Below are 23,311 nucleotides of genomic sequence, written 5' to 3'. Positions count from 1 at the left end.
GAATAACTTACGTTGAGTAGTAGATTCCTTATTTCCTACTAACCCTCTAAAACACTTGTTTAGAGGGTTAGAACCATTACCACAGATAGGTCTATAACCTATGCGATAATCTGTTTACGACTTTTGTGGGTCGTATAATTTCTCTTTAATGAATAGGGCTGGTATCACACCACAAATCAGATAAGCTGCACCCATTACGACAAAACCTAAACCAATAGACCCGCCAGAGGCTAAGAAACCAATCGTTGCAGGGGCTAATGCAGCACCTAAACGTCCGACGTTATAAGCTCCACCAATGGCTGTACCGCGAATTGCTGTTGCAAAGCTTTCGGTCATATAAGTTGCATTTACGCCATAAGGGATGCCGTATAGAAAACCGAAGGTGACCAGTAAATATAGAATGTTGCTTGGTGAGTTATAAAAGACGATGAGTGGTAGAAAAATAGCAGTACCGATTGCTCCAAAGGCGTAGGTAAAACGACGCCCTAATTTATCTGCCATCATACCTGCAAGAACTTTACCTAAAATCATGGCGGTATATGTACCTACCATATAGGCAGTCATTTCCTTAAACTTCATACCCAGTTCACTTTCAAGGTATGACGGCATCCAGTTATTTACGCCATAGTAACCAAACTGTAAAAAGCCTGCTGTTAAAGCCCACAAGATAAACATCTTGCGGTTTCGTTTATCTTGGAAAATAAGTTTAAATGCCGAAGTTTTCGATGCGTTTTGATCCACAACTGGTTGTTGTAGTCGAGATTTTTGCCATGCTTCTGGTTCGGGTACCAAAATATGCATGAGAACAGCAATAATGACTGGAATAATCGCAACATAAAACAGCATGCGCCAGCCATGGTCAGGAATAATCCAGCCTGCAAGTAAAGTCGCAACAATATAACCTACGGTCCAGCCCGCTTGTAGCGTGCCTAGTACCGTGGTGCGGAAACGAGTGGGTACATATTCAGCCATGAGGGTATTACAGGCAATATAAAGTGAGCCCAAACCCAGTGAGGCAAAAAATCTTAAAATACCAAATTGAAGAAAGCTCTGAGTAAAACCTAAGCCACAGGTGAGGAGTGAGAAAATTAAAATAGAAATAACAACAATGCGGACGCGACCAAATTTATCGCATGCCCATCCCCCCAAAAATTCCTCCAACAGCCATACCTGCTAATGTAAAACTGCCCAGCATACCTGCTTGTACTGAACTTAATCCAAAATCTGCCTTAATACTATTTAAGCTATAAGACAGCATCATCAAATCTGCACCATCTACTAATAGTGCTAGAAATGCAAAAATAAATGCTATTTTCCACGTATGAGGCTGTATACGAGAAAGACCTTCTTTGTAATTTGTAGCCATAATCCATTACCTACATTTGATTGAAAGCACTTCAAGTCGTTTTAAAGTGCTTAAAATTTGATTAAGACGCAGCGCGAATCATGTTTCGGGCAATAATCACTTGTTGAATTTGAGTAGTCCCTTCATAGAGACGGAACAAGCGAACATCTCGATAAAAACGTTCAATTGCATATTCACTGATGTAGCCTGCGCCGCCATGAATTTGTACGCAGCGATCAGCGACTCGACCACACATTTCGGTTGCAAACATTTTTGCGCAGGAAGCTTCAGTGCTGACGTTTTGTCCTGCATCACGTAGGCGTGCAGCATCTAAAACCATGCATCTGGCTGCATAAATCTCGGCTTTTGAGTCAGCAAGCATGGCTTGAATAAGTTGAAACTCGGCAATCGGTTGCCCAAATTGCTTGCGTTCGATGGCGTACTTTAAAGAATCGTCTAGCATTCTTGTCGCGGCTCCAACACTTAACGCAGCGATATGCAATCGACCCTTATCAAGCACTTTCATGGCAGTTTTAAAGCCAACGCCTTCAACTCCACCAATGAGTGCTGAAGCAGGAATACGGCAATTTTCAAAAATCACATCACAAGTGTGAGCGCCTTTTTGTCCCATTTTTTTATCGCGTTTGCCAAGAGAAATACCCGGTGTTTGACTGTCGACAATAAAAGCAGAAATACCACCAGCACCCTTAATATCAGAGCTTGTGCGTGCCATTACTGTAAATACGCCAGCATGAGGGGCATTGGTAATAAAGCGTTTGGTGCCATTTAAAATATAAAAGTCGCCATCTTTTACTGCACTAGTCTTTAAAGATGCAGCATCAGAACCCGCATCTGGTTCAGTTAAGCAAAAAGAGCTAATCACTTCACCACGTGCTAAACGTGGCAAGAAAAATGATTTTTGACTTTCAGTACCGTCAATAATGAGACCACTTGAACCAATGCCATTATTGGTACCAATAAGCGAACGAAAAGCAGGAGAGGTCCGTCCTAATTCAAAAGCCACATAGACTTCTTCTTCCATTGTAAGTCCAAGGCCTTCGTACTCTTCAGGAATGGTTAAACCAAATAAGCCCAGCGTTTTCATTTGCTCAATAATATCTTGAGGAATCTCATCCGTTTCAGCGACTTCATTCTCATGAGGAATTAATACACCTTCAACAAATTGTCGAATCATATCAACAAGTTGATTTAGTGTTTCCTGATCTCGAATCATAGTCTCATCCTTTTACGACATGCTAAGAACATCAATGTGATGTTCGTAAAATCATCAATATTTGAAGCGATAGTAATCAAAGGATGAATGCAAAACAATATATTTTGAAAATTAATTTCGCAATGCGATATATTGTTATTGATTTTTAGTAAGCTAATTTATTGATTTATTTAAGCTATATTTTCTTATAAAAATTCATCATTTTTAGTGGAAAATTAAAGTTTGATTTTTAAAATGAGGTGTGTATATTAAAAATATATATCGCTATGCGAAATTTTAAATGGATAAATTTTCCTATAGGAAATGAATCACCAGATAGAGTGGGATGAAGATGGGTGCTTTAAATGGAATTCGGGTGCTTGACTTAAGTCGGGTATTGGCTGGGCCTTGGTGTGGACAGACGCTGGCCGATTTAGGTGCAGAGGTCATCAAAATTGAAAGACCCAAAGTAGGTGACGATACTCGTTCGTGGGGACCACCTTGGATGAAGGATGACTCAGGGTTTGATACTCAAGAGGCTGCTTATTATCAGTCTACAAACCGCAATAAACTATCGGTTGCCATCGATATTGCCAGTCCCGATGGTCAAGAATTGATTAAAGCTTTAATTCAAGATACAGATGTGGTGATTGAGAACTATAAAGCGGGTTCTTTGAAAAAATATGGTTTGGATTACGAGTCTTTATCTGCAATTAACCCGAAATTGGTGTATTGCTCGATTACAGGTTTTGGTCAAACTGGCCCAAGAGCAGAAGAACCTGGTTACGACTTTATTATTCAGGGAATGGGCGGACTGATGTCAGTCACAGGTGAGCGTGATGATTTACCGGGCGGTGGCCCCCAAAAAGTAGGGGTGGCTTTTTCTGATTTAGCTACAGGACTTTATTCTACGATAGCCATTCAAGCTGCTTTACTTAACCGTCATGTGACGGGTTTAGGACAATACATTGATATGGCTTTGCTTGATGTCCAAATTGCCACAATGGCAAATCAGGGAATGAATTATCTTTCATCGGATAATATCCCTAAGCGTTATGGCAATGCACACGCCAATATTGTGCCTTACCAAGTATTTAAAGCTTCTGATCGTGATTTTATTATTGCATGTGGAAATGACACTCAGTTTATTCAGCTCTGTAGAAGTATTGGCTTACCCGATTTACCTAATGATGTTCGATTTACCCGAAATGCAGACCGAATCAAACACCGTGATGAAATTATCGAAATTTTATCAAACCATTTCTTAACTAAAACTGCAGATAAATGGGTAGATGCGATTTATGCTGCTAAAGTTCCAGTAGGTGTAATCAATAACTTGGAACAAGCTTTTCAAGAGCCACAAGTGATTGCCCGAGAAATGTTGGTCGAGATGAATCACCCGCAACGTGAAAAATTGAAGGTAATTGGTTCGCCAATCAAACTTTCAAGAACACCTGTTGAGTACAAAACAGCTCCTCCTTTATTGGGTGAACATACGCAAGTGGTTTTAGGTCGAATCGTTTCTCTGGAAAAATTAGATGAGCTTAAGAAAAAAGGCGTGATTGCATAAGCTGGCCTGAAAGCGAAGGGTTAAAATTATTTTTAAAATTAGAAAATAAAGTATTTAGCCTTTCGCTTGAATGGTTTAAATCAAGTTATATTTTAGATGCAGACTCGGACGTTTGCTTTTTTGCTATTTATAGAAAAAATAGATTATAATTTTCGCAGTGCGAAACAAAATGTGGATTGGTATAGATATGAATGATGCAGTAGATGCAGAGCAAACAGAAAAATTATTAGCGCCTTTAAGACATGAATTATTACATCCGATTCAAGACATGCAGGATGAAAATGATCGCCAATTTATTACTGCATTAGCCCGTGGTTTAGAGCTATTACGTTGTTTTACCCCCAAACATCAGCATTTAGGAAACCAAGAACTCGCACAAATGACGGGTTTACCTAAGCCAACCATTACTCGTCTAACGCACACTTTGTCTCGTTTGGGTTATATCAAACAAGTCCCAAATTCGAGCAAATTTCAACTTTCAGTTGGGGTTCTTGCTTTTGGTTACTCGATGCTTTCTAACGTGTCAATTCGTTCTATTGCTCATCCATATATGAAAAATCTGGCAGACTATGCTGGCGCTGCGGTTGCAATGGCAACACGTGATCGACTCAATATGATTTATCTTGACGTGGTACAAGGTAAAGGAAATATGACCATGCGCCGTCAGGTCGGAACTTATTTACCCATTCATTTAAGTTCGATGGGACGTGCATGTTTAGCTGCAATGCCTGAAGATGAAAGAGAGTTTTTGCTTGACGCGATTCGTACCAAGCACAAAGAAGACTGGATCAAAATTAATCGTGATTTAGACAAAGCTTTTAAAGACTACCAAGATTTTGGATATTGTTTTTCAATTGGCGAATGGCATAAAGATGTGAACTCAGTTGCAGTTCCATTGATTCATGAACAACATGGTTTGCTGGTGTTCAACTGTGGCGGTCCAAGCTTTATTATGAACCGTGAAAAACTTGAAGAAGATATTGCACCACGTCTCTTACATATGGTGAATAACATTCGTACTGAGATTAGTTAATTGTTCTGAATTAAAAAATCAAAAAAGGCCAGCAAAGATATTGATTGCTGGCCTTTTTCATAAGTTATATTTCAAATGACGTGCTTATGAAAGTTCGGTTTTCTTTTTTCTTTGAAGGCGCTTAGGGCTTCTTTAAATTCTTCACCTTGCAAACAATGAGAAAAAATAGTCGACTCATGATCAATACGATTTAATAGATCATCAATAGGCATATCTCTTAATAATTTTTTGCTGAGCTGTAAAGCTTGACTTGGTTTATTTGCGAGTTTGGTTGCCATATCTTCAACAAATTGATCAAGCTCATTTTCTTCGCATATGTTATTTACTAAACCATAATTTTTAGCTTGTTGCGCCGAAAATTTCTCGCCCAGTAAAATAATTTCAGAAGCTCGAGCGAAACCTAATAATCTCGGTAAGATGTAACTAGAACCTGCTTCAGGCACAAGTCCGAGATTCACAAAAGGAAACTGAAAAATAGAGTTTTGACTTACATATACGAGGTCACAATGTAAAAGCATGGTGCTGCCAATGCCAATTGCAACACCATTTACTTTAGCAATAATCGGCTTTGGAAACGTTGCTAAGCTTTTTAGAAACACAATTGAAGAGGGTGGTTCGGTACTGGTTGTATTACGCGTTTCGAATGCATTTACGTCATTGCCGCTGGTAAATGCAGACCCTTCGCCTGTGAGTATAACAACATGAACTTCTTGATTGATTGCTGCCTCATCTAATGCCTGACTTAGGGCCGCATACATTTCATAGTTAATCGCATTCTTTTTGCTAGGGTTGCTCATGGTGAGCGTTAGTATATTTCTATCTAAACGTTGTTGAATTGTGCCTGTTTTAAGCTCGCTTTGGGTTTTATTGTCCTGTTGCATTCTTCATCCCTTTAAATAACTTTCCGTCTAAAATTTAAACTCATTAAAATGATGCTATCGGAAAATAATTCCGTTATCAATTATTTTGTTTTATATTGTGGTATAAGATTTTGTATTGTGAAATTTTTAACTTAAATCACTTTGAAAGGCAACAGGATTTATATGTAAATAATCATCTAGCTCCGTGAAGGAAATAAGAAGCTAGCTATAAAACAGTGAGTGGAAATAATATGAAGACCAAAATTACAGAACTATTTGAAATCGAGCACCCAATTATTCAAGGTGGTATGCATTATGTTGGTTTTGCAGAGCTTGCGGCTGCGGTTTCAAACGCGGGTGGGTTAGGCATTATTACTGGCTTAACTCAGCGTACACCTGAAAATCTGGCAAAAGAAATTGCACGTTGCCGAGAAATGACCGATAAGCCTTTTGGGGTAAATTTAACCTTTTTGCCTACGGTAAATACCCCTGATTATCCAGGTTTTGTAGAAGCAATCATTAAAGGCGGAGTCAAGGTTGTAGAAACAGCAGGGCGTAATCCTGAACAGGTCATGCCATATTTAAAGGCTGCTGGCATTAAAGTAATTCACAAATGTACTTCGGTTCGACATAGCTTAAAAGCACAGCAAATTGGGTGCGATGCGGTTTCTGTAGATGGATTTGAGTGTGGTGGGCACCCCGGTGAGGATGACGTGCCAAATATGATTTTATTACCTTTAGCAGCTGATGCTTTAGAAATTCCATTTGTTGCCTCAGGTGGGATGGCGGATGGGCGCTCACTCGCTGCTGCTTTAGCGATGGGAGCCGATGGAATTAATATGGGAACCCGTTTTATTGCGACTCAGGAAGCTCCTGTACATGCAAATGTGAAACAGGCGATTTTGAATGCAACCGAACGAGATACGCGTTTAATTATGCGAGCTTTGCGAAATACTGAACGTGTCATGAATAATGCTGCTGTAGAAAAAATCGTGGCAAAAGAAAAAGCGCTAGGCGATAACATTAAATTTGAAGATATTATTGAAGAAGTTGCTGGCGTCTATCCAAAAGTCATGATTGATGGTGATGTTAATGCAGGTGCATGGTCATGCGGTTTAGTCGCAAGTTTGATTCATGATATTCCGACATGCGATGAGCTGGTCAGCCGGATTGTCAAAGAGGCAGAAGATATTATTCGTGGTCGGTTATTAGGGCTTTTATAGGATTTAGCCTAGCTCCTAAAATTAATTATTAACCAACTTTATATAAGATCAGCACAAGTTTTAATTGTGCTGATTTTTTGTATCACGCATACAATAATAAAGACATAGCACAGCAAAAATTAAGCCTAAAATGCAGACACCTGTCCATCCAAAGTGTTTCCAGGCGTAGCTTCCTGCTGTTGTGCCTAAAGCACCGCCAGCAAAGTAACCTGTCATATAAATCGCGTTAAACCGTGAGCGTAATTCTTGATTAAGTTTAAATACAATACTTTGGTTGGTGACATGTACAGCAGAAAGAGAAGCGTAAAGAATGAGTAAGGCAATAATGTAAAAAGTGAAATGGTAGGGTAAAAGTGAAAATAGTATCCAACTTAAAATTAATCCGATACCGCAATAAATCGAAATTTTATGGATATAGCCTTGGTCAATAAATTTACCTGAAAAATTGGCAACGAAAGTTCCTAGCACGCCAACAAAACCGAAAAGACCAATGGTAAAGTCGCTAAAAAAATAGGGTGCCGGAGCCAGAAGCAGTGACATGGTGGTAAAGGTTAAACTCACACAAGCAAATGTAAAACCACCAATATAAGTTCTGGTTCTTAACCGTCGATTTTGAATAAAAATCTGTAGAAGAGAGCGAATAGTTTTTGCATAGTTTTCAGATTTAGTCGGTGGAAATAATCCGATATTACGATGCAAAATAAAGGCAATAATAAGTAATAGAAAACCACTGACCAGATAAATAATATTCCATGCAAAAAGCGTAGACATCAGCCCAGAAAGGGAACGGGCGAGTAAAACCCCCATCATCAGTCCGCTCAGTAAAAAGCCAACCACACGGCCGCTTTGTTGAATCGGAACCAGACTTGCAGCAAGCGGTAATAACAGTTGGGCTGAACTGGAAAATAGACCAGTAATGACGGTGCCAAGTAGTAAAAGATAAATATTGTGTGAAAAACCGCTAATAATTAAACCGCTTGAAGCCAATAACATAAAGATAAATAGTAGCTTGCGCTTTTCTATTATGTCCCCTAATGGCATTAAGAAGAGTAAGCCACATGCGTAGGTGATTTGGGCTAGAGTCGGCACCCACGCTGTAGTCGTTTCAGTTAAATTTAGGCTTACACTAATTGAATGAATGAGTGGCTGACTAAAATAATTTCCGCCTGTACAAATGCCTGCTGCAATTGCCATTAAAATAATGGTTGGGGTATAGAGTGCGTTTTTCATCATGCCTATAGTCATAATGAAAGTGGAACTTTAATCAACACAACCATGACTTTTTAAAGTATGGTTATTAGTGCGTTTCATTCAATGCATCTTGAATATTGTGCACCATGTGGATTAAACGTGGTCCAATTTCACCTTCAAGTTTTTCTGGATTTAAATGAAAACTTGGCGCACCACAGTTAAAAACATAAAGACCATGTTTGGAGCTGACCAAAGGTACAGCCACCGAGTTCACTTCTTTATGCCACTCGCCTAAAGACAAACAATATCCATAATCTTGATAATCACGGAAAGCGCGTTCTAAAGAGCGTTTTATGGCTGGCCAGTTTTCGGGGTTCTTTTGTTTCAACGCATCAAGTAGAAAATTACGTTCACGTTCAGGAGTTGCAGCCAAACAAGCTCGTCCCATTGAACTACTATGAATTGGCAAAGTCGAACCAATTGGACGGCGCATATTTAATGCAGTTTCAATTTGCACAACATCGATATACACCATATTTAATCGGTCACGTGTTGCCATCGCCACAGGGGCTTGGACGTACTGACTCAATTCTTCCATATATTGATGAGCAATATTACGAATCGAGATATTAGATAATGCTGCGTATCCTAAAGATAAAACACCAATGTCTAATGTGTATTTGGTTGAGTTAGGCAATTGTTTTAAATAACCTAATGACACAAGGGTATTGGTAATACGTGCAATGGTCGGTTTAGGTAAACCCGTCATTTTTGCTAATTCTTGGTTACCAAGCACCTGATTATTTGCAGAAAAGCATCTTAAAAGTTCTAAGCCGCGCGCTAAAGAAGCAATAAATTGCGGGTTATTTTCCCGGTGTATATGCGAAATAGGATCTAAACGTATCTCATCAAAATTTATTGGTTTTTCAGTTTCCGTGTTTTGAGACATTCGATCCTCAAATATAATTAAAGCAAAATAGTTTTGCTATTATATTTCGCTATGCAAAATAAATCCATTCATCACTGCGCTGTTGTGATGAATGGATATCTGGTTCAATGCTTATGAAACGTTTTCAATCACCATCGCAAGACCTTGGCCTACACCAATACATAGGCTCACCACTGCATATTTCTTTTTACGGCGAATTAACTCACGAGCTACTGTTAAGCTAAGACGAGCGCCAGAGGCACCAAGTGGATGACCAACCGCAATCGCACCACCATTTGGATTTACGCGTGGGTCATTAAAATCAACATTTAAACCGTTTAAACAAGATAAAACCTGTGAAGCAAAGGCTTCATTAATTTCAATAATATCCATGTCATCTAAAGTAAGCCCCGCACGCGCAACTGCTTTTTTAATGGCTTCGATCGGGCCTGCACCCATAATGCGTGGCTCAATACCCGCTGCTGCTGCTGACAAGATTTTTGCCATTGGTTTTAGGCCATATTTTTGACCTGCTGCTTCTGAACCAATCAAGAGGGCTGCTGCACCATCATTAATACCTGAGGCATTACCAGCAGTGACCACGCCACCTTCAAAGAGTGGTTTTAACTTTGTAAGTGCTTCAACAGTTGAGCTTGGACGAGGGTGTTCATCTTCAGAAACGAGTTTAGGTGGTAATTTTTTGCCTTGGAAAACTTCAATTGGCGTAATTTCATCGGCAAAGAAACCTTCTTCTTTAGCTTTCTGATATTTGGCTTGTGATTGAGCTGCAAATAAGTCTGCTTGCTCACGGCTAATACCAAAATCAGCTGCAACGTTATCGCCTGTTTCAGGCATTGAATGGCCGCCGTACTGAGCAATAATTTTTTTATTTGGAAAACGAGAGCCAATGGTGGTGTCATAAATTTTTGCATCACGGCTATAAGCACTTTCCGCTTTACCCATTACAAAGGGAGCACGTGACATACTTTCTACACCACCTGCAATATAGAGCTCACCTTCACCACAAGTAATAGCACGTGCTGAGTCAATCACAGCACCTAAACCACTAGCACATAAGCGGTTTACTGTCTGGCCCGGCACAGTGACTGGTAATCCCGCAAGTAACAGCGCGTTGCGTGCCACATTACGACTATCTTCACCCGCTTGGTTGGTGTCGCCTAAAATCACATCTTCAATATCAGCACCCGGAACACCAGTTTTTTCTAGTAGTTTTTGAATGACAGTTGCTGCTAAATCATCAGGGCGAATTGAGGCAAGTTCACCTGCATGACGGCCAAATGGGCTACGTAAACCATCATAGATATATGCATTTAACATTGAGAAATTCCTTTTCAAGACTCGTGAGTAAAAGTAAGAGGTAAATGAAGTGCGACACGACGCTGTAACCACGGGCTAGGGCGGTAACGTGGGTCATGCGTAAGTGCTGTTATACGGTTCAGAATGAGTAAGATTTTTTCGCTGCCGACTTGATCACCCCATTCAATTGGGCCAAATGGATAGCCTAAGCCTAGACGTACTGCGGCATTAATATCATCTACCGTGGCAACATTTTGCTGTGCAATATCACAGCCTAAATTAATGACCATTGCTAAAACGCGCTGCGCAACAAAGCCAATACTTTCATTAATCATGCTCACCAGATTTCCGTCTAGATTGAAAATAGAGTGAGCTGCTTGTCTGTATTCAGATTTGGTAACAAGTGAAGGCATTAAGGTTCGATGCTTTGCAATGCCATAAAGCATGTCTATAGCAACAGCTTGTTCAGGGTTAACCCCTAGACGGGTAGCCGCTTGAGTTGTATCTTCACCATAACAAGCAAGTAAACATAAGCTATCTGTTTGTGGTTCAGGATGAGTGTCTAAGACAATATTTTGCTGAGTTAAATAATCTTCGAGCTGTTTTTTATCGTCTAAGAAATCTGCGGCAATCCAAACTTTTGGATATTGCGCTAAACGCTCTACAAACTGAGCAGGTTGTTCACCTGTTTTTGAACCGGTTTCATAATTATAAAAACCTTGATTAACCTTACGTCCAAGTTGCTTGGCATCTAGCATTTGTTTGGTGAGCGGGTTTGGTTTGTAGCGGGCTTCTTCATAGTACTGGTGATAAATCGACTCCATGACTGGATGAGAAACATCAAGGCCAGTTAAATCGAGAAGTTCAAATGGTCCCATTCTAAAACCAACGCCGTCACGTAAAATTCGGTCAATTTCACTAATGTCACAAACGTTTTCATTTAAAATTTTGAGTGCTTCAGTTCCATAAGCTCGACCCGCATGATTAATAATAAATCCAGGGGTATCTTTTGCCACAACAGGACGATGACCAAATGCACGAGACAGATCGTTTAAGGCATCAATAATAAGTGGATCAGTTTTTAAACCACGAATCACCTCGACCACTTTCATGAGTGGAACTGGGTTAAAGAAGTGATAACCCACAACACGTTCAGGTTTTTTGCAGTTTGCCGCAATGGCTGTAATAGACAGAGAAGAGGTGTTCGAGGCTAAAATGGCATTTTCTGAAACGACGTCTTCAAGCTGCTGCATCAAGCTTTGTTTTATATCTAGACGTTCAACAATTGCTTCTACAATCAGGTCACAATTTTTTAAATCTTCAATTTGATGAGCAATAACTAAATGACTATTTGCTAGAGCTGCTTGCTCAAGTGTAATTTTATTTTTGTCGACTAACTTTTGAAATGTGGCAGCCAGTTTTTCTTTGGCCTGTTCTGCTGCACCTGCTTTGGCATCATATAAATAAGTGGTATGACCTGACTGTGCAGCAATTTGAGCAATGCCGCTGCCCATAATACCGACACCAATCACAGCCATGCTTTTAATATCATAAGTCATGTCGATCATCCTGATGATTAAATATTTGAAATTAGACGGAAAAATAAGGTTTCGTGATTTAGCTTAAGCATTGTTTATCACCATCAATTGGTAAGATTTGCCCTGAAATTGAGCGGCCACTGTCTGACGCTATAAATAGGCATAAATCTGCAATATGCTTTGGATTGACAAAATATTTGAGCGACTGATTTTTTAGTGCGTTTTGAGTCACTTCTTCAAGTGAGGTATGCGCTACATCGGCACGGGCCTGTAATACACGTTGAACCCGATCACCATCTACCGCACCAGGAAGAATAGCGTTAACTCGAATATTGTCTGCACCGAGTTCCATAGAAAGCGTTTTGGTAAAACCGATCAGTCCCCATTTTGAGGTGGAATAGGCCAATCGATATGGATAGCCTAAGCGTCCGGCAATAGATGACATATTAATAATCACGCCTGCTTCTGCTCGCTTTAAATAGGGAATTGCTAACTGGGTAATTAAAAAAGTGCTATTCAAGTTTAAATTAATGACCGTATTCCAATCTTCAAAACTTAGTTCATCTGCGGCAATGGTTGGGCCTGAAATGCCTGTGTTATTGACTAAAATATCAATACCGCCAAGTTTCTGAATTGCATGACTAAACATGAGTTTAATTTGCTCATGATCAGCTAAATCACAGGTATATATATGCAGCTTTGGATAGTCTTTCTGAAACTGCTCTAGGCTTTTAGTATTAATATCACAAACGAAAACTTCATCATGATTATTTAAAAATGCTTCGGCAATGCATCGTCCAATCCCTGAACCACCTGCACTAATCAATACTTTTCTGGCCATTTTCATTCCTTTGTTATTATCTTTTTAAATTATTTACCTTGATACGACGGTTTACGCTTCTCGATAAAAGCTTGAACGCCTTCATTTTTATCTTCGGTCGAAAACAGTAACTGGAATGCTTTTCGTTCTAGGGTTAAGCCTGCATTTAATGGAACATCTTCGCTCATCAGCGCAACTTCTTTAATTTGTTGTAGGGCAATAGGAGGCATTTTGGCTAGGCTTTGCGCCATTTGAATTGCCGTTGGAATAGTCTGGTCATCTTCTGTGACTTGTGAAACAAGACCAATGATATAAGCTTCTTCGGCTTTTACCATGGCACCCGTCATAATCATGCGCATGGCATGAAATTTACCCACAGCACGGAATAAGCGTTGTGTACCGCCAGCACCCGGCATTAAACCGACTTTAATTTCCGGTTGACCAAAAGTCGCACCTTTACCCGCAATAATAATATCGGCATGCATTGCAAGTTCACAGCCACCACCCAGTGCATAACCATTTACAGCAGCAATGACTGGTTTAGGGCATTGAGCAATCACGTTCCAATAACGTTCCGTATGACGCAATAGCATTTCTGTGGAGGTTGCTGTTGCCATTTCCTTTAAATCTGCACCTGCGGCAAAGACTTCTTCGCCACCTGTGAGCACAACTGCATTGATCTCATCGTTAAAACTTAATTCGGTAAAAGCTTGTGCTAGTTGTTTGCGAACCTCTGTATTCAGTGCATTTTTTGCTTCAGGTCGGTTTATTTTTACAATCGCTATTTTTTGAATAGAAAAGTCGACTTCTACGAAATTATTCCCTGTTGATATACTCATTTTTGAATTCCTTGTTTCGCACATCAAAACTATATTCCTTTTATGATGCTTATTTTGGAATTTATTTCAAGTCTTATTTAGCCCATTAGAGCAATTATGATTTATTAAATAAGCTAAGTGTTTGATATTACGTAATGGTGTATTTTTAAATTTCGTTTAACGAAATTAATTTTCAAAAAAGCTTGAAATTTGTATTTTCGTTCTCGTACTATGAAACACATCCGCAGTAAACAAGATTTAAAACATGGTATCCAGACAAGCGGGAGATGGCTGATGGGTACGATGGAAATACATAAAAAGGGAGATCACAGATGATCCGTGATGAAGGGATGTTGGAGCAGTTACTTTCAACAATTCGAGATTTTGTAAAAAAAGAATTGATCCCTCGTGAAAACGAAGTGGTAGAGAAAGACAAAATTCCAGATGACATTGTGCAGCAAATGCGTGAGCTTGGTTTGTTTGGTCTCACCATTCCTGAAGAATATGGTGGCCTAGGCATCACCATGGAAGAGGAAGTCAGAGTTGCATTTGAACTTGGGCAAACTTCACCAGCTTTTCGCTCTTTAATTGGTACTAATAACGGTATTGGCTCAAGTGCAATTTTGATTGATGGTACAGAAGAGCAAAAGCAAAAATATTTACCGCGTTATGCAAGTGGTGAAATTATTGGTTCATTTTGTTTAACCGAGCCTGAATCTGGCTCTGACGCTGCCTCTTTAAAAACCAGTGCCGTAAAAGATGGTGATTTTTATGTATTAAACGGCACCAAACGTTTTATTACCAATGCACCTCATGCTGCAACTTTCACTGTAATGGCTCGGACAAATCCTGAAATTAAAGGGTCAGGCGGTATTTCAGCTTTTTTAGTTGAGGCTAATACACCGGGCATTACATTGGGCAAAATTGACCAAAAAATGGGACAAAAGGGTTCGCACACCTGTGATGTGATTTTTGAAAACTGCCGTGTACCTGCTTCAGCACTCATTGGTGGGGTAGAAGGTGTTGGTTTTAAAACGGCCATGAAAGTGCTTGATAAAGGGCGCTTGCATATTGGTGCATATAGCGTGGGCGTTTCTGAGCGTATGTTAAACGACGCACTGCACTATGCAATTGAGCGCAAACAGTTCGGTCAGCCTATTGCGAACTTCCAGTTGATTCAAGCCATGCTTGCTGACTCAAAAGCCGAAATTTATGCGGCTAAATGTATGGTCCTAGATGCAGCTCGCCGCCGTGATAATGGCGAAAACATTAGTACAGAAGCATCTTGCGCAAAAATGTTTGCAACTGAAATGTGTGGCCGCGTTGCCGACCGCTGTGTACAGATCCATGGTGGCGCAGGCTATATCAGTGAGTATGCCATTGAGCGTTTTTATCGCGATGTCCGTTTGTTCCGTTTGTATGAAGGGACTACGCAAGTTCAACAAATTATTATTGCCAAAAACATGATTAGGGAAGCTACTACCTAATAAAAAACAAATGCCATGAGGCATTGGATGCCTCATGTTCCTTCTGAGGATATGGACATGACAACAGAAACAGTTGCACAAAATACGGCTAGCAGTGAAGCTATCCAGACACCAAAAAAGATTTGGATTACCGCATTTATATTCGCTTTTTTAACATTGTTGTGTGATGGGGCAGACTTAGGTTTTTTGGCATTAAGCTTGACCAGTCTTAAAACAGAATTTCATTTAACGGGTGTACAAGCTGGAACATTAGGCAGTTTAACACTTTTAGGTTCAGCAATTGGTGGCCTGATTGGTGGTTGGGCTTGTGACCGTTTTGGGCGGGTCCGCATTATTGTGTTCTTTATTGCTTATTCTTCAGTTTTAACCAGTGCATTGGGTTTTACAGATTCTTATATGCAATTTGCAGTTTTAAGAACTTTTGGAGCGATGGGTTTAGGTGCGCTTTATATTGCCTGTAATATTTTAATGTCTGAAATGGTGCCAACAAAACATCGCTCGACTGTTTTGGCTACTCTCATGACGGGTTATACCTTAGGTTCGTTGCTAGCGACTTTATTAGCAGGACATATTATTCCTGAACATGGCTGGCGTTTCCTATACTGGATTGCGATTACTCCTTTGGTATTGTCAATTTTAATGCACTTTTGTGTACCTGAACCTGAGTCTTGGAAAAAAGCACGTCAATTAAAAGCGCTAGAAGTCGCTCAAAGTAATCAACCTAAAAAACGTCAAAACCCATATCTTGAAATTTTAAGAGATAAGAAACACGGCACCATGTTTGTACTTTGGATTATTAGTACAGGTGCATTGCAGTTCGGTTATTACGGGGTAAGTAACTGGTTACCAGCTTATTTAGAGTCTGATCTTGGCATTAAGTTTAAAGAAATGGCGATGTATATGGTCGGTACCTTCCTGATCATGATGTTTGCCAAAGTGATTGCAGGGATCGTTGCCGATAAATTAGGGCGCCGCGCTGTATTCGCTTTCGGAACCATTGGTACAGCTTTATTTATTCCGGTCATTGTCTATTTAAATACACCTACTAATATTTTATGGATGATGCTGTTCTTCGGTTTCCTTTACGGTATTCCATACGCAATTAATGCCACCTATATGACGGAAAGTTTCCCGACTTCAATTCGAGGTTCGGCAGTGGGTGGTGCTTATAACATTGGTAAAGTACTTTCTATTTTCTCTCCATTAACAATTGGTTATCTATCGCAAAACGGTTCTATTGGCTTAGGGCTTTTGGTGATGGCTGCGGCTTATTTTATCTGCGGTGTAATTCCATTGTTATTTATTAAAGACCGACTATTTAACCCGCAAAAGGCAGAGTGACAGATCAATCTGTCACCTTAAATTAAGGATGAAAAGGGACAAGTGAGATGATAAATAAAATCACCAGTGACATTGAACCGATTTTAAAAGCTATTCCTGATGGTGCAACCATCATGACAGGCGGGTTTGGTGTGACGGGGCAACCTGCTGAATTAATTGAAGCCTTAATCGATTTAGGAAAAAAAGAACTGATCATTGTAAATAACAATGCGGCTTCTGGTGATCGTGGTTTAACAAATCTGATTATTGCCGGTTGCGTTAAAAAAATGATTTGTTCATTTCCAAAATCTGCTGGATCAACCGTTTTTCAAGACTTATATAGAGCGGGGAAAATTGAGTTGGAACTGGTTCCACAAGGTAATTTGGCTTGTCGTATTCAGGCCGCAGGTGCGGGTCTCGGTGCTATTTTTACTCCAACTGGTTATGGCACCAAAGTTGCCGAGGGCAAAGAAACTCGAACCATTAATGGTAAAAACTATGTACTTGAATATCCCCTCGAAGCTGATTTTGCACTGATTTATGCCGATGAAGCTGACCGCTGGGGCAATTTAACTTACCGCAAAGCAGCCCGTAATTTTGGACCGATCATGGCAAAAGCCGCCAAGACCACCATTGTTCAAGTGAATGACACCGTAGAGCTAGGAACGCTTGACCCTGAGTGCATTATTACACCGGGAATTTTTGTTCAGCACGTTGTAAAAGTAGGAGATATCTAATGTCAGTTCAAAAGCGTTCTCGTGAAGATATTGCCAAACTCATCGCCAATGACATTCCAGAAGGTTCTTATGTCAATTTAGGTATTGGCTTACCGACCAACGTTGCTAAATTTTTGCCTAAAGACAAAGAAATTTTTTTACATTCGGAAAATGGTGTCTTGGCTTTTGGGCCGCCGCCACAACCTGGTGAAGAAGACCAAGATTTAGTCAATGCTGGAAAAGAACTCGTCACTTTATTAGATGGTGGTTGTTTTATGCATCATGGTGACTCGTTTGACATTATGCGCGGCGGTCATCTGGACATTTGTGTAATTGGTGCATTCCAAGTTGCTGTAAATGGAGACTTGGCAAACTGGCATACCGGTAAGGCAGATGATGTACCCGCAGTCGGTGGTGCTATGGATTTGGCGGTCGGCGCAAAAACGATTTATGTCTATATGGAACACGTCACTAAAAAAGGTGAGTCCAAAATTGTAAAAGAACTGAGCTATCCAATGACTGGTGAGCAATGTGTCAATCGTATTTATACCGATTTATGCATTATTGAACTCAAAGACCAAAAAGCTTATGTCACAGAAATGGTGGAAGGTCTTAGTTTTAATGAATTACAAGCAGTCACAGACTGTGAACTAATCGATGCACGTGTAGCTTAAATATACACGGAAAAAACGCTTCTTTAAGGATTAAAAGATGAAAAAATTAATTTTAGCTGCAGCTTGCGCTGCGGCTTCAGGGACTATTTTTGCAAATTCTACAGATACCACAGAACAAAGAATTAATTTGCTAGAAACCGAGCTGCAAAAATTAAAAGCAGAACTTGCCGCTCAGAAACAAACTCAAAATAATTTACAGGTCAAACAGGTAAAAATTGAAGAGAACATCGAAAAAACTAAAGCGACTGTAACAGAGAAGCCTGTTGCTCCTTCGTGGGTCACTTGGACGGATAATGTGAAGGTTTACGGTATCGCCCGTATTGATGCGGCGGTTGATTTTAAATCATCACCTGATTCGGGCGGTAGAACGACCAGCAGTTTGTACAGAACACCTTTTGAAAGTGAAAAACGTTCAAACCATGCACGTTCCGATGCCATGATTAATGCAAGCCGACTCGGTGTTTATTTTAATAGTCCAAATAAAGCTGTGACGGGAAATATTGAAGCCGATTTTTTTGATAGCTCTAACATGGGAACAGGGGACGGTAAATTCCGTATCCGTCATGCTTTTTTCACCTATAAAGACTGGACCTTTGGTCAAACATGGTCACTCATGTCTAACATGGAAACCCGTACCGAAGCTGTTGATTATACCCAATTTGTGGGAACCTCGTATACGCGGACTCCTCAAATTCGCTATGACTGGAAAATCGATGCCAATAATGATTTAAAAGTAGCCTTGGAATATACAGGTTCGAGAGTCTCGGCATTTCCAACTTTAACGGGACGCTATAGCTTTAAACAAGGGCCTTTAACGGCACTTGCTCAAGGCTTTATTAATGAAAAATCCGCAGATGTCGCAACTGCCACGGTTAAGAAAGTAAGCTGGGGCGCTGGAGGCGGCTTAAAATATCAACTCACGCCACAACAATCGGTACAAGCAAATTATCAATATATTGTCGGTGATCAAAAATTTATGCCGTACACCACCCAAAGTGGTTTGGCAAATTCAACAAATTTAAATGCCGCGGGTGATTTTTCTTTAAATGAAGATAAAACAGATTTGGTTATGAATAAGTTGAATAGCATCAATATTGGTTATTCATATAAATTTAATGAGCAATGGCGTGCAAACTTATCGGCTTCAATGTTTGATTATGATGACGACACGGCTTATGCCAAACTCAACCCAGATGCCAACAAACGTCTAACGGACTACGCAGCTAACGTTTTCTATTCACCGATTGAGCAAATGGATATTGGTATGGAATATCATCAAGGCAAAAGAGAAGTATTTGATGGCAGAACCGCGGATGTATCACGCGTAAACTTTGTATCGATGTATAAATTCTAAAATGGGACGTAGTTAAAAATGGAAAAAATAGTTGAGCCCAATGCAGAAAATATACTGTCAAAAAGCTTTATTTTTATCATGGCAATGACATGTGGAATTTGTGCGGGTTCAAACTATTATAACCAGCCCTTAATCTATTCAATTGCAGAAGCATTAAAAGTTAATGCTGATCAAGTTGCTTTAACTATTGTGATTAGCCAACTGTCATATGCAGTTGGTCTTTTTATATTGGTTCCCTTAGGCGATTTTTTTGAAAAACGTAGTTATATTTGCTTGCTCATGTGTTGTACGGGGCTTGCACAAGTAGGGCTATCCTTAAGTCAAACCTTGCCAGTTTTATATGGCTTTACCTTTTTAGCCACATTCTTTTCGATTGCAACTCAAGTTTTAGTTCCTTTCGCCGCAGGTCTAGCTAGCCCGAAAAAAAGCCCTCAAGTTGTAGGCACTCTCATGAGTGGTTTGTTTTTGGGAATATTATTGGCACGTTCTATTGCAGGCCTACTTTCTACAGTTTGGTCTTGGCATGCGGTTTATTTAATTAGTGGAATTGTCATTTTAGTGTTCGCTTGGGTGATGTGGGTGAAGTTACCAATTGCGCGTAAGTCTCACCAACTCAATATTCTACAGATTTATGGTTCATTATTTTCATTAGCAGCTCACCAGCCTCATTTACTGCGCCGTGGTTTGGCAGGGGGAATTGGCTTTGGTATTTTGGCTCTGATTTTTACCACCATGACTTTTATTTTGGCGAATGAGCCTTATCACTTTAACGATTTCCAGATTGGTTTATTTGGGATTGTTGGACTGGCAGGTGTATTTGCGACCCCTTGGGCAGGTAAAAAAATTGCGGCAGGGCTTGAGAATAAAATTGCAGTGATTTGTATGGGCTTATTAATAAGTGCATGGATACCACTATTTTTTGCACAGCAGTCTCTGGTTGCCTACGCTGTAGGGGTTGTTATGGCGTACTTTGGTTTATCGGCATTTCATGTGCTTAACCAAAATCTGGTCTACCGAATTTCGGCCGAGGCGCGTTCGCGTATTAACTCAATTTATATGACCTTATATTTTGGTGGAGCTGCCTTAGGTTCTTTTATTGCAGTTTATGCATGGAAACATTGGGGGTGGGAAGCGTGTGCTGCTTTAGGTTTAGCGATGGCAATATTAAGTTTTATGATTGATCGCTTAGATTTTTATGAAATGGGTAAGATTGCAAAGCAAGAAAAAGCTCCATAAACAGGAGCTTCAATATTTTATTATTTGCGAATAATCATTAAGGTTGCCGAGGCAAAGGCATATATTTTGCCGTTCTCATCTACGATTTTTCCTTCGGTACTAATAATATTCCGGCCTGCATTAATCAACTCGGCTGTCGCATAGTAAGACATATCAACCTGCATGGGGCGGATCATTTTTACATTTAAATCAATGGTTCCATAGCCAACGCCATGTTCAAGTAATGTATGAGCTGCACTGCCAGTTGCTGTATCTAAAGCTGTGGCGCAAAAGCCGCCGTGTACACCACCTTGTATATTTCTATGTTCTTTGCGAGGGGTAACTTTATAAGTTGCTTTACCTTCGGATACTTCAATGAGTTCCATCGGTATGGTATGAGCCATAGGTGATGGGGAAACTTCACCATTTTTTAAAGCGGTTAAAAACTCAAGACCTGTGTATTTCGGGCTTTCCATGAATCGTCCTTGGATGATTAAGCAATCTAATTACGATACTATAAATTGAATTTTTACGGAATAAAATTTTGCAATACAAAATTAAAATTTATTCTGATTAAGCAGTGCCAATTACTTTTCATTCTATATTTGTATTTTAAAACATGTGTTTATGTTTTATCTCTATTTCTTAGTTGCGATAATTTTGTTAAATTAGTGGAAATATATTTTGCTATAAGAAATTTTTTGATATTTTGGTGAGATTGAAACAATAAAAGTCCATTTTAAGGAAAAAACGATATCTGCCCATGACACAGGCAGTGAAGTGAAAGGAAAAAACTATGCCTTTATACAAAGCTCCATTACGCGATATGCAATTTGTGCTGCATGAAATGCTTCAAACAGAACAGAACTATCAAGGTTTAAGTAAATATCAGGAAAGCGTAAATCGAGAATTAATTGATCAATATTTAGAGGCAGCCGCAGATTTTTGTGAAAATGAGTTGGCGCCTATTAATCAAAATGGCGATCAGGAAGGGTGCCATTTAAATCAAGGCGTAGTCACAACGCCGAAAGGTTTTAAAGAAGCCTACCAAAAATATGCTGAGCTTGGATTTACCTCTTTAACTGCCGACCCAGAATATGGTGGACAAGGCTTACCGACCTTATTGCGGATTGCCATTTCTGAAATGTTATGTGGTTCTAATTGGGCTTGGGCAATGTATCCGGGCTTGTCTCATGGGGCAATGAGAACCATTGAGCATCATGGCACCGAGCAACAAAAACAGAAGTTTTTGGCTAAGCTCGTTAGTGGTGTCTGGACGGGAACCATGTGTTTAACCGAATCACATGCGGGCTCGGACCTTGGGCTAATTAGAACGAAAGCAGAACCAAATCCTGACGGTAGTTACTCCATTACGGGTGAAAAGATTTTTATCTCGGCAGGTGAGCATGATCTGTCTGAAAATATTATTCATATTGTTTTAGCCCGTTTGCCTCAGGCACCTGCAGGGACTAAAGGGATTTCTTTATTTATTGTGCCTAAATTTAATGTGAGTGACGACGGTCAGGTGCTGGACCGTAATAAAGTCGTTTGTAGCGCGATTGAACATAAAATGGGGATACATGGAAATGCCACCTGTGTATTGAATTTTGATGGTGCGAAAGGTTATCTGATTGGCCCTGAAAATCGTGGGCTCAATTGTATGTTTACCTTTATGAATACTGCACGTATTGGAACCGCGGTACAAGGGCTCGCTGCTTCTGAGATTTCATTTCAAGGCGCATTAAGTTATGCCAAAGGGCGTCTTGCTATGCGTTCGTTATCAGGTCCTCAATATCCTGAGAAAAATGCTGACCCAATTATTGTGCATCCCGCTGTGCGTTCAATGTTAATGACACAAAAAGCTTTTTCTGAAGGTGGGCGTGCGCTGGCTTACTTTCTGGCTCAGCATGTCGATATTGTTGAAAGTTCAAACGATCGGGAACAGCAAAAACACTCCGATGAATTACTGGCTTTTTTAACACCAATTGCTAAGGCCTTTTTAACAGAATCAGGCAATGAATCTGCAAAGCACGGCGTTCAGGTGTTTGGCGGCCATGGCTTTATTGTTGAGCATGGAATGGAGCAAATTGTACGTGATGCGCGTATCTCAACATTGTATGAGGGAACAACCGAGATTCAGTCTTTAGATCTGCTGGCACGTAAAGTCCTCAAGTCGGAAGGCAAACTTCTAAAAAATATGACGGACTTAATTGATCAATTTATTGGTCAACAGCAATCTAGTGAAACCCTGAAACCTTATCTGGAAAAATTAGCTGAGCTTAAGCAACAATGGCTGTCACTGACTAAAACGATTGCAGAGAAAGCGAAGAACAACCCAGAAGAAATAGGGGCAGCTTCGGTAGATTATCTTTATTTTTCTAGTTACGTCGTGTTCGCTTATTTGTGGGCTCGAATGGCACAAGTTGCCCATGAAAAATTAGAGGCAGGTACACAAGAAGAAGCTTTTTATAAAGCAAAGTTAACGACAGCTAAGTTTTTCTATCAAAAACTTTTGCATCGTACACAGAGCCATGCTGCTTCTATTGAGTCTGGAGCTGAATCTGTGATGGAGCTCGATCAAGACGCTTTTGCATTTTAGTGACTAGTAATTTTTAGAATTACTGGGTGATATTTATATGTGTAATCTTACTCAGTGATTAAATTTGTAATTTTAGACTCATGAGTTTTT

Annotated in this window: 19 protein-coding genes and 1 pseudogene; 10 read left to right on the top strand and 10 right to left on the bottom strand. The window is 39.9% G+C overall.

What is annotated here, in order from left to right:
* Positions 1-114 precede the first annotated feature (114 nt).
* Together FY048_RS07375 and FY048_RS07370 are read right to left on the bottom strand one after the other, a co-directional pair.
* Positions 115-1,366, bottom strand: a pseudogene (locus FY048_RS07375) (MFS transporter).
* Positions 1,367-1,427: 61 nt separating this feature from the next.
* Positions 1,428-2,579 carry an acyl-CoA dehydrogenase family protein gene (locus FY048_RS07370; RefSeq protein ID WP_446090693.1) on the bottom strand — a complete coding sequence of 384 codons (1,152 nt, stop codon included), beginning with the start codon at positions 2,577-2,579 and terminating at the stop codon, positions 1,428-1,430.
* A 331-nt stretch (positions 2,580-2,910) separates the two neighbouring features.
* On the opposite strand from FY048_RS07370, the gene FY048_RS07365 reads away from it, so the two are divergent.
* Positions 2,911-4,128, top strand: coding sequence for a CaiB/BaiF CoA transferase family protein (locus FY048_RS07365; protein WP_446090692.1), 1,218 nt, complete (start codon positions 2,911-2,913; stop codon positions 4,126-4,128).
* Between the two features lie 187 nt (positions 4,129-4,315).
* On the top strand, positions 4,316-5,161 hold the full coding sequence (locus tag FY048_RS07360) for an IclR family transcriptional regulator (RefSeq protein WP_017389939.1): 846 nt from the start codon (positions 4,316-4,318) through the stop codon (positions 5,159-5,161).
* A gap of 71 nt (positions 5,162-5,232) precedes the next feature.
* Here FY048_RS07360 and FY048_RS07355 read toward each other — a convergent pair whose 3' ends face one another.
* Complete coding sequence (locus tag FY048_RS07355) at positions 5,233-6,042, bottom strand: enoyl-CoA hydratase (RefSeq protein ID WP_446090691.1); 810 nt, start codon at positions 6,040-6,042, stop codon at positions 5,233-5,235.
* A 230-nt stretch (positions 6,043-6,272) separates the two neighbouring features.
* On the opposite strand from FY048_RS07355, the gene FY048_RS07350 reads away from it, so the two are divergent.
* Complete coding sequence (locus FY048_RS07350; RefSeq protein ID WP_000850369.1) at positions 6,273-7,244, top strand: NAD(P)H-dependent flavin oxidoreductase; 972 nt, start codon at positions 6,273-6,275, stop codon at positions 7,242-7,244.
* A gap of 60 nt (positions 7,245-7,304) precedes the next feature.
* On the opposite strand, the gene FY048_RS07345 is transcribed toward FY048_RS07350, so the two are convergent.
* The 6 genes from FY048_RS07345 to FY048_RS07320 form a co-directional block, all read right to left on the bottom strand.
* A complete protein-coding gene (locus FY048_RS07345) occupies positions 7,305-8,477 on the bottom strand; it encodes an MFS transporter (protein ID WP_446090690.1) in 1,173 nt (390 codons plus the stop codon).
* Positions 8,478-8,541: 64 nt separating this feature from the next.
* Entirely contained in the window at positions 8,542-9,384 is an 843-nt protein-coding gene (locus tag FY048_RS07340; RefSeq protein ID WP_004793097.1) for an IclR family transcriptional regulator, read from the bottom strand.
* A 111-nt stretch (positions 9,385-9,495) separates the two neighbouring features.
* Positions 9,496-10,701: a 3-oxoadipyl-CoA thiolase gene (locus tag FY048_RS07335; protein ID WP_446090689.1), complete on the bottom strand. Its 1,206-nt coding sequence runs from the start codon at positions 10,699-10,701 to the stop codon at positions 9,496-9,498.
* A gap of 14 nt (positions 10,702-10,715) precedes the next feature.
* A complete protein-coding gene (locus tag FY048_RS07330) occupies positions 10,716-12,239 on the bottom strand; it encodes a 3-hydroxyacyl-CoA dehydrogenase (RefSeq protein ID WP_446090688.1) in 1,524 nt (507 codons plus the stop codon).
* 58 nt (positions 12,240-12,297) lie between these two features.
* Positions 12,298-13,059 (bottom strand): SDR family oxidoreductase, encoded by a 762-nt coding sequence (locus FY048_RS07325; protein ID WP_446090687.1) that lies wholly within the window; start codon positions 13,057-13,059, stop codon positions 12,298-12,300.
* 29 nt (positions 13,060-13,088) lie between these two features.
* A complete protein-coding gene (locus tag FY048_RS07320) occupies positions 13,089-13,877 on the bottom strand; it encodes an enoyl-CoA hydratase (protein ID WP_446090686.1) in 789 nt (262 codons plus the stop codon).
* A gap of 311 nt (positions 13,878-14,188) precedes the next feature.
* Here FY048_RS07320 and FY048_RS07315 point away from each other — a divergent pair, with 311 nt between their 5' ends.
* The 6 genes from FY048_RS07315 to FY048_RS07290 are packed head-to-tail and all read left to right on the top strand — an operon-like array spanning position 14,189 to position 20,643.
* A complete protein-coding gene (locus FY048_RS07315; RefSeq protein ID WP_446090685.1) occupies positions 14,189-15,343 on the top strand; it encodes an acyl-CoA dehydrogenase family protein in 1,155 nt (384 codons plus the stop codon).
* Between the two features lie 57 nt (positions 15,344-15,400).
* On the top strand, positions 15,401-16,684 hold the full coding sequence (locus tag FY048_RS07310) for an MFS transporter (RefSeq protein ID WP_446090684.1): 1,284 nt from the start codon (positions 15,401-15,403) through the stop codon (positions 16,682-16,684).
* A 47-nt stretch (positions 16,685-16,731) separates the two neighbouring features.
* Positions 16,732-17,400: a 3-oxoacid CoA-transferase subunit A gene (locus FY048_RS07305; RefSeq protein WP_446090683.1), complete on the top strand. Its 669-nt coding sequence runs from the start codon at positions 16,732-16,734 to the stop codon at positions 17,398-17,400.
* Complete coding sequence (locus tag FY048_RS07300; protein WP_446090682.1) at positions 17,400-18,053, top strand: 3-oxoacid CoA-transferase subunit B; 654 nt, start codon at positions 17,400-17,402, stop codon at positions 18,051-18,053. Before FY048_RS07305 ends, FY048_RS07300 begins: the two co-directional genes overlap by 1 nt.
* 37 nt (positions 18,054-18,090) lie before the next feature.
* Positions 18,091-19,407, top strand: coding sequence for an outer membrane trimeric porin-like protein DcaP (gene dcaP / locus FY048_RS07295; protein ID WP_446090681.1), 1,317 nt, complete (start codon positions 18,091-18,093; stop codon positions 19,405-19,407).
* Between the two features lie 18 nt (positions 19,408-19,425).
* Positions 19,426-20,643, top strand: a complete 1,218-nt coding sequence (locus FY048_RS07290) for an MFS transporter (protein ID WP_151826537.1) — start codon at positions 19,426-19,428, stop codon at positions 20,641-20,643.
* A 20-nt stretch (positions 20,644-20,663) separates the two neighbouring features.
* Here FY048_RS07290 and FY048_RS07285 read toward each other — a convergent pair whose 3' ends face one another.
* Positions 20,664-21,113, bottom strand: coding sequence for a PaaI family thioesterase (locus FY048_RS07285; RefSeq protein ID WP_446090735.1), 450 nt, complete (start codon positions 21,111-21,113; stop codon positions 20,664-20,666).
* A gap of 305 nt (positions 21,114-21,418) precedes the next feature.
* Between FY048_RS07285 and FY048_RS07280 the strand changes: the two genes are divergently transcribed.
* A complete protein-coding gene (locus FY048_RS07280; RefSeq protein WP_446090680.1) occupies positions 21,419-23,221 on the top strand; it encodes an acyl-CoA dehydrogenase C-terminal domain-containing protein in 1,803 nt (600 codons plus the stop codon).
* The last annotated feature ends 90 nt before the right edge of the window (positions 23,222-23,311 follow it).

Source organism: Acinetobacter sp. 1124_18A (assembly GCF_052824995.1).
The sequence above is the reverse complement of the archived record's forward strand: the minus strand, read 5'-3'. Positions and strand labels throughout refer to the sequence as shown.

What these genes read in the sequence shown, in the direction of transcription:
- FY048_RS07290 (WP_151826537.1), top strand. Translation starts at nt 19,426, where the DNA reads ATGGAAAAAATAGTTGAGCCCAATGCAGAAAATATACTGTCAAAAAGC.
- FY048_RS07340 (WP_004793097.1), bottom strand. Translation starts at nt 9,384, where the DNA reads ATGTCTCAAAACACGGAAACTGAAAAACCAATAAATTTTGATGAGATA.
- FY048_RS07350 (WP_000850369.1), top strand. Translation starts at nt 6,273, where the DNA reads ATGAAGACCAAAATTACAGAACTATTTGAAATCGAGCACCCAATTATT.
- FY048_RS07280 (WP_446090680.1), top strand. Translation starts at nt 21,419, where the DNA reads ATGCCTTTATACAAAGCTCCATTACGCGATATGCAATTTGTGCTGCAT.
- FY048_RS07370 (WP_446090693.1), bottom strand. Translation starts at nt 2,579, where the DNA reads ATGATTCGAGATCAGGAAACACTAAATCAACTTGTTGATATGATTCGA.
- FY048_RS07315 (WP_446090685.1), top strand. Translation starts at nt 14,189, where the DNA reads ATGATCCGTGATGAAGGGATGTTGGAGCAGTTACTTTCAACAATTCGA.
- FY048_RS07300 (WP_446090682.1), top strand. Translation starts at nt 17,400, where the DNA reads ATGTCAGTTCAAAAGCGTTCTCGTGAAGATATTGCCAAACTCATCGCC.
- FY048_RS07355 (WP_446090691.1), bottom strand. Translation starts at nt 6,042, where the DNA reads ATGCAACAGGACAATAAAACCCAAAGCGAGCTTAAAACAGGCACAATT.
- FY048_RS07330 (WP_446090688.1), bottom strand. Translation starts at nt 12,239, where the DNA reads ATGACTTATGATATTAAAAGCATGGCTGTGATTGGTGTCGGTATTATG.
- FY048_RS07335 (WP_446090689.1), bottom strand. Translation starts at nt 10,701, where the DNA reads ATGTTAAATGCATATATCTATGATGGTTTACGTAGCCCATTTGGCCGT.
- FY048_RS07305 (WP_446090683.1), top strand. Translation starts at nt 16,732, where the DNA reads ATGATAAATAAAATCACCAGTGACATTGAACCGATTTTAAAAGCTATT.
- FY048_RS07325 (WP_446090687.1), bottom strand. Translation starts at nt 13,059, where the DNA reads ATGGCCAGAAAAGTATTGATTAGTGCAGGTGGTTCAGGGATTGGACGA.
- FY048_RS07365 (WP_446090692.1), top strand. Translation starts at nt 2,911, where the DNA reads ATGGGTGCTTTAAATGGAATTCGGGTGCTTGACTTAAGTCGGGTATTG.
- FY048_RS07345 (WP_446090690.1), bottom strand. Translation starts at nt 8,477, where the DNA reads ATGATGAAAAACGCACTCTATACCCCAACCATTATTTTAATGGCAATT.
- FY048_RS07360 (WP_017389939.1), top strand. Translation starts at nt 4,316, where the DNA reads ATGAATGATGCAGTAGATGCAGAGCAAACAGAAAAATTATTAGCGCCT.
- FY048_RS07320 (WP_446090686.1), bottom strand. Translation starts at nt 13,877, where the DNA reads ATGAGTATATCAACAGGGAATAATTTCGTAGAAGTCGACTTTTCTATT.
- dcaP (WP_446090681.1), top strand. Translation starts at nt 18,091, where the DNA reads ATGAAAAAATTAATTTTAGCTGCAGCTTGCGCTGCGGCTTCAGGGACT.
- FY048_RS07310 (WP_446090684.1), top strand. Translation starts at nt 15,401, where the DNA reads ATGACAACAGAAACAGTTGCACAAAATACGGCTAGCAGTGAAGCTATC.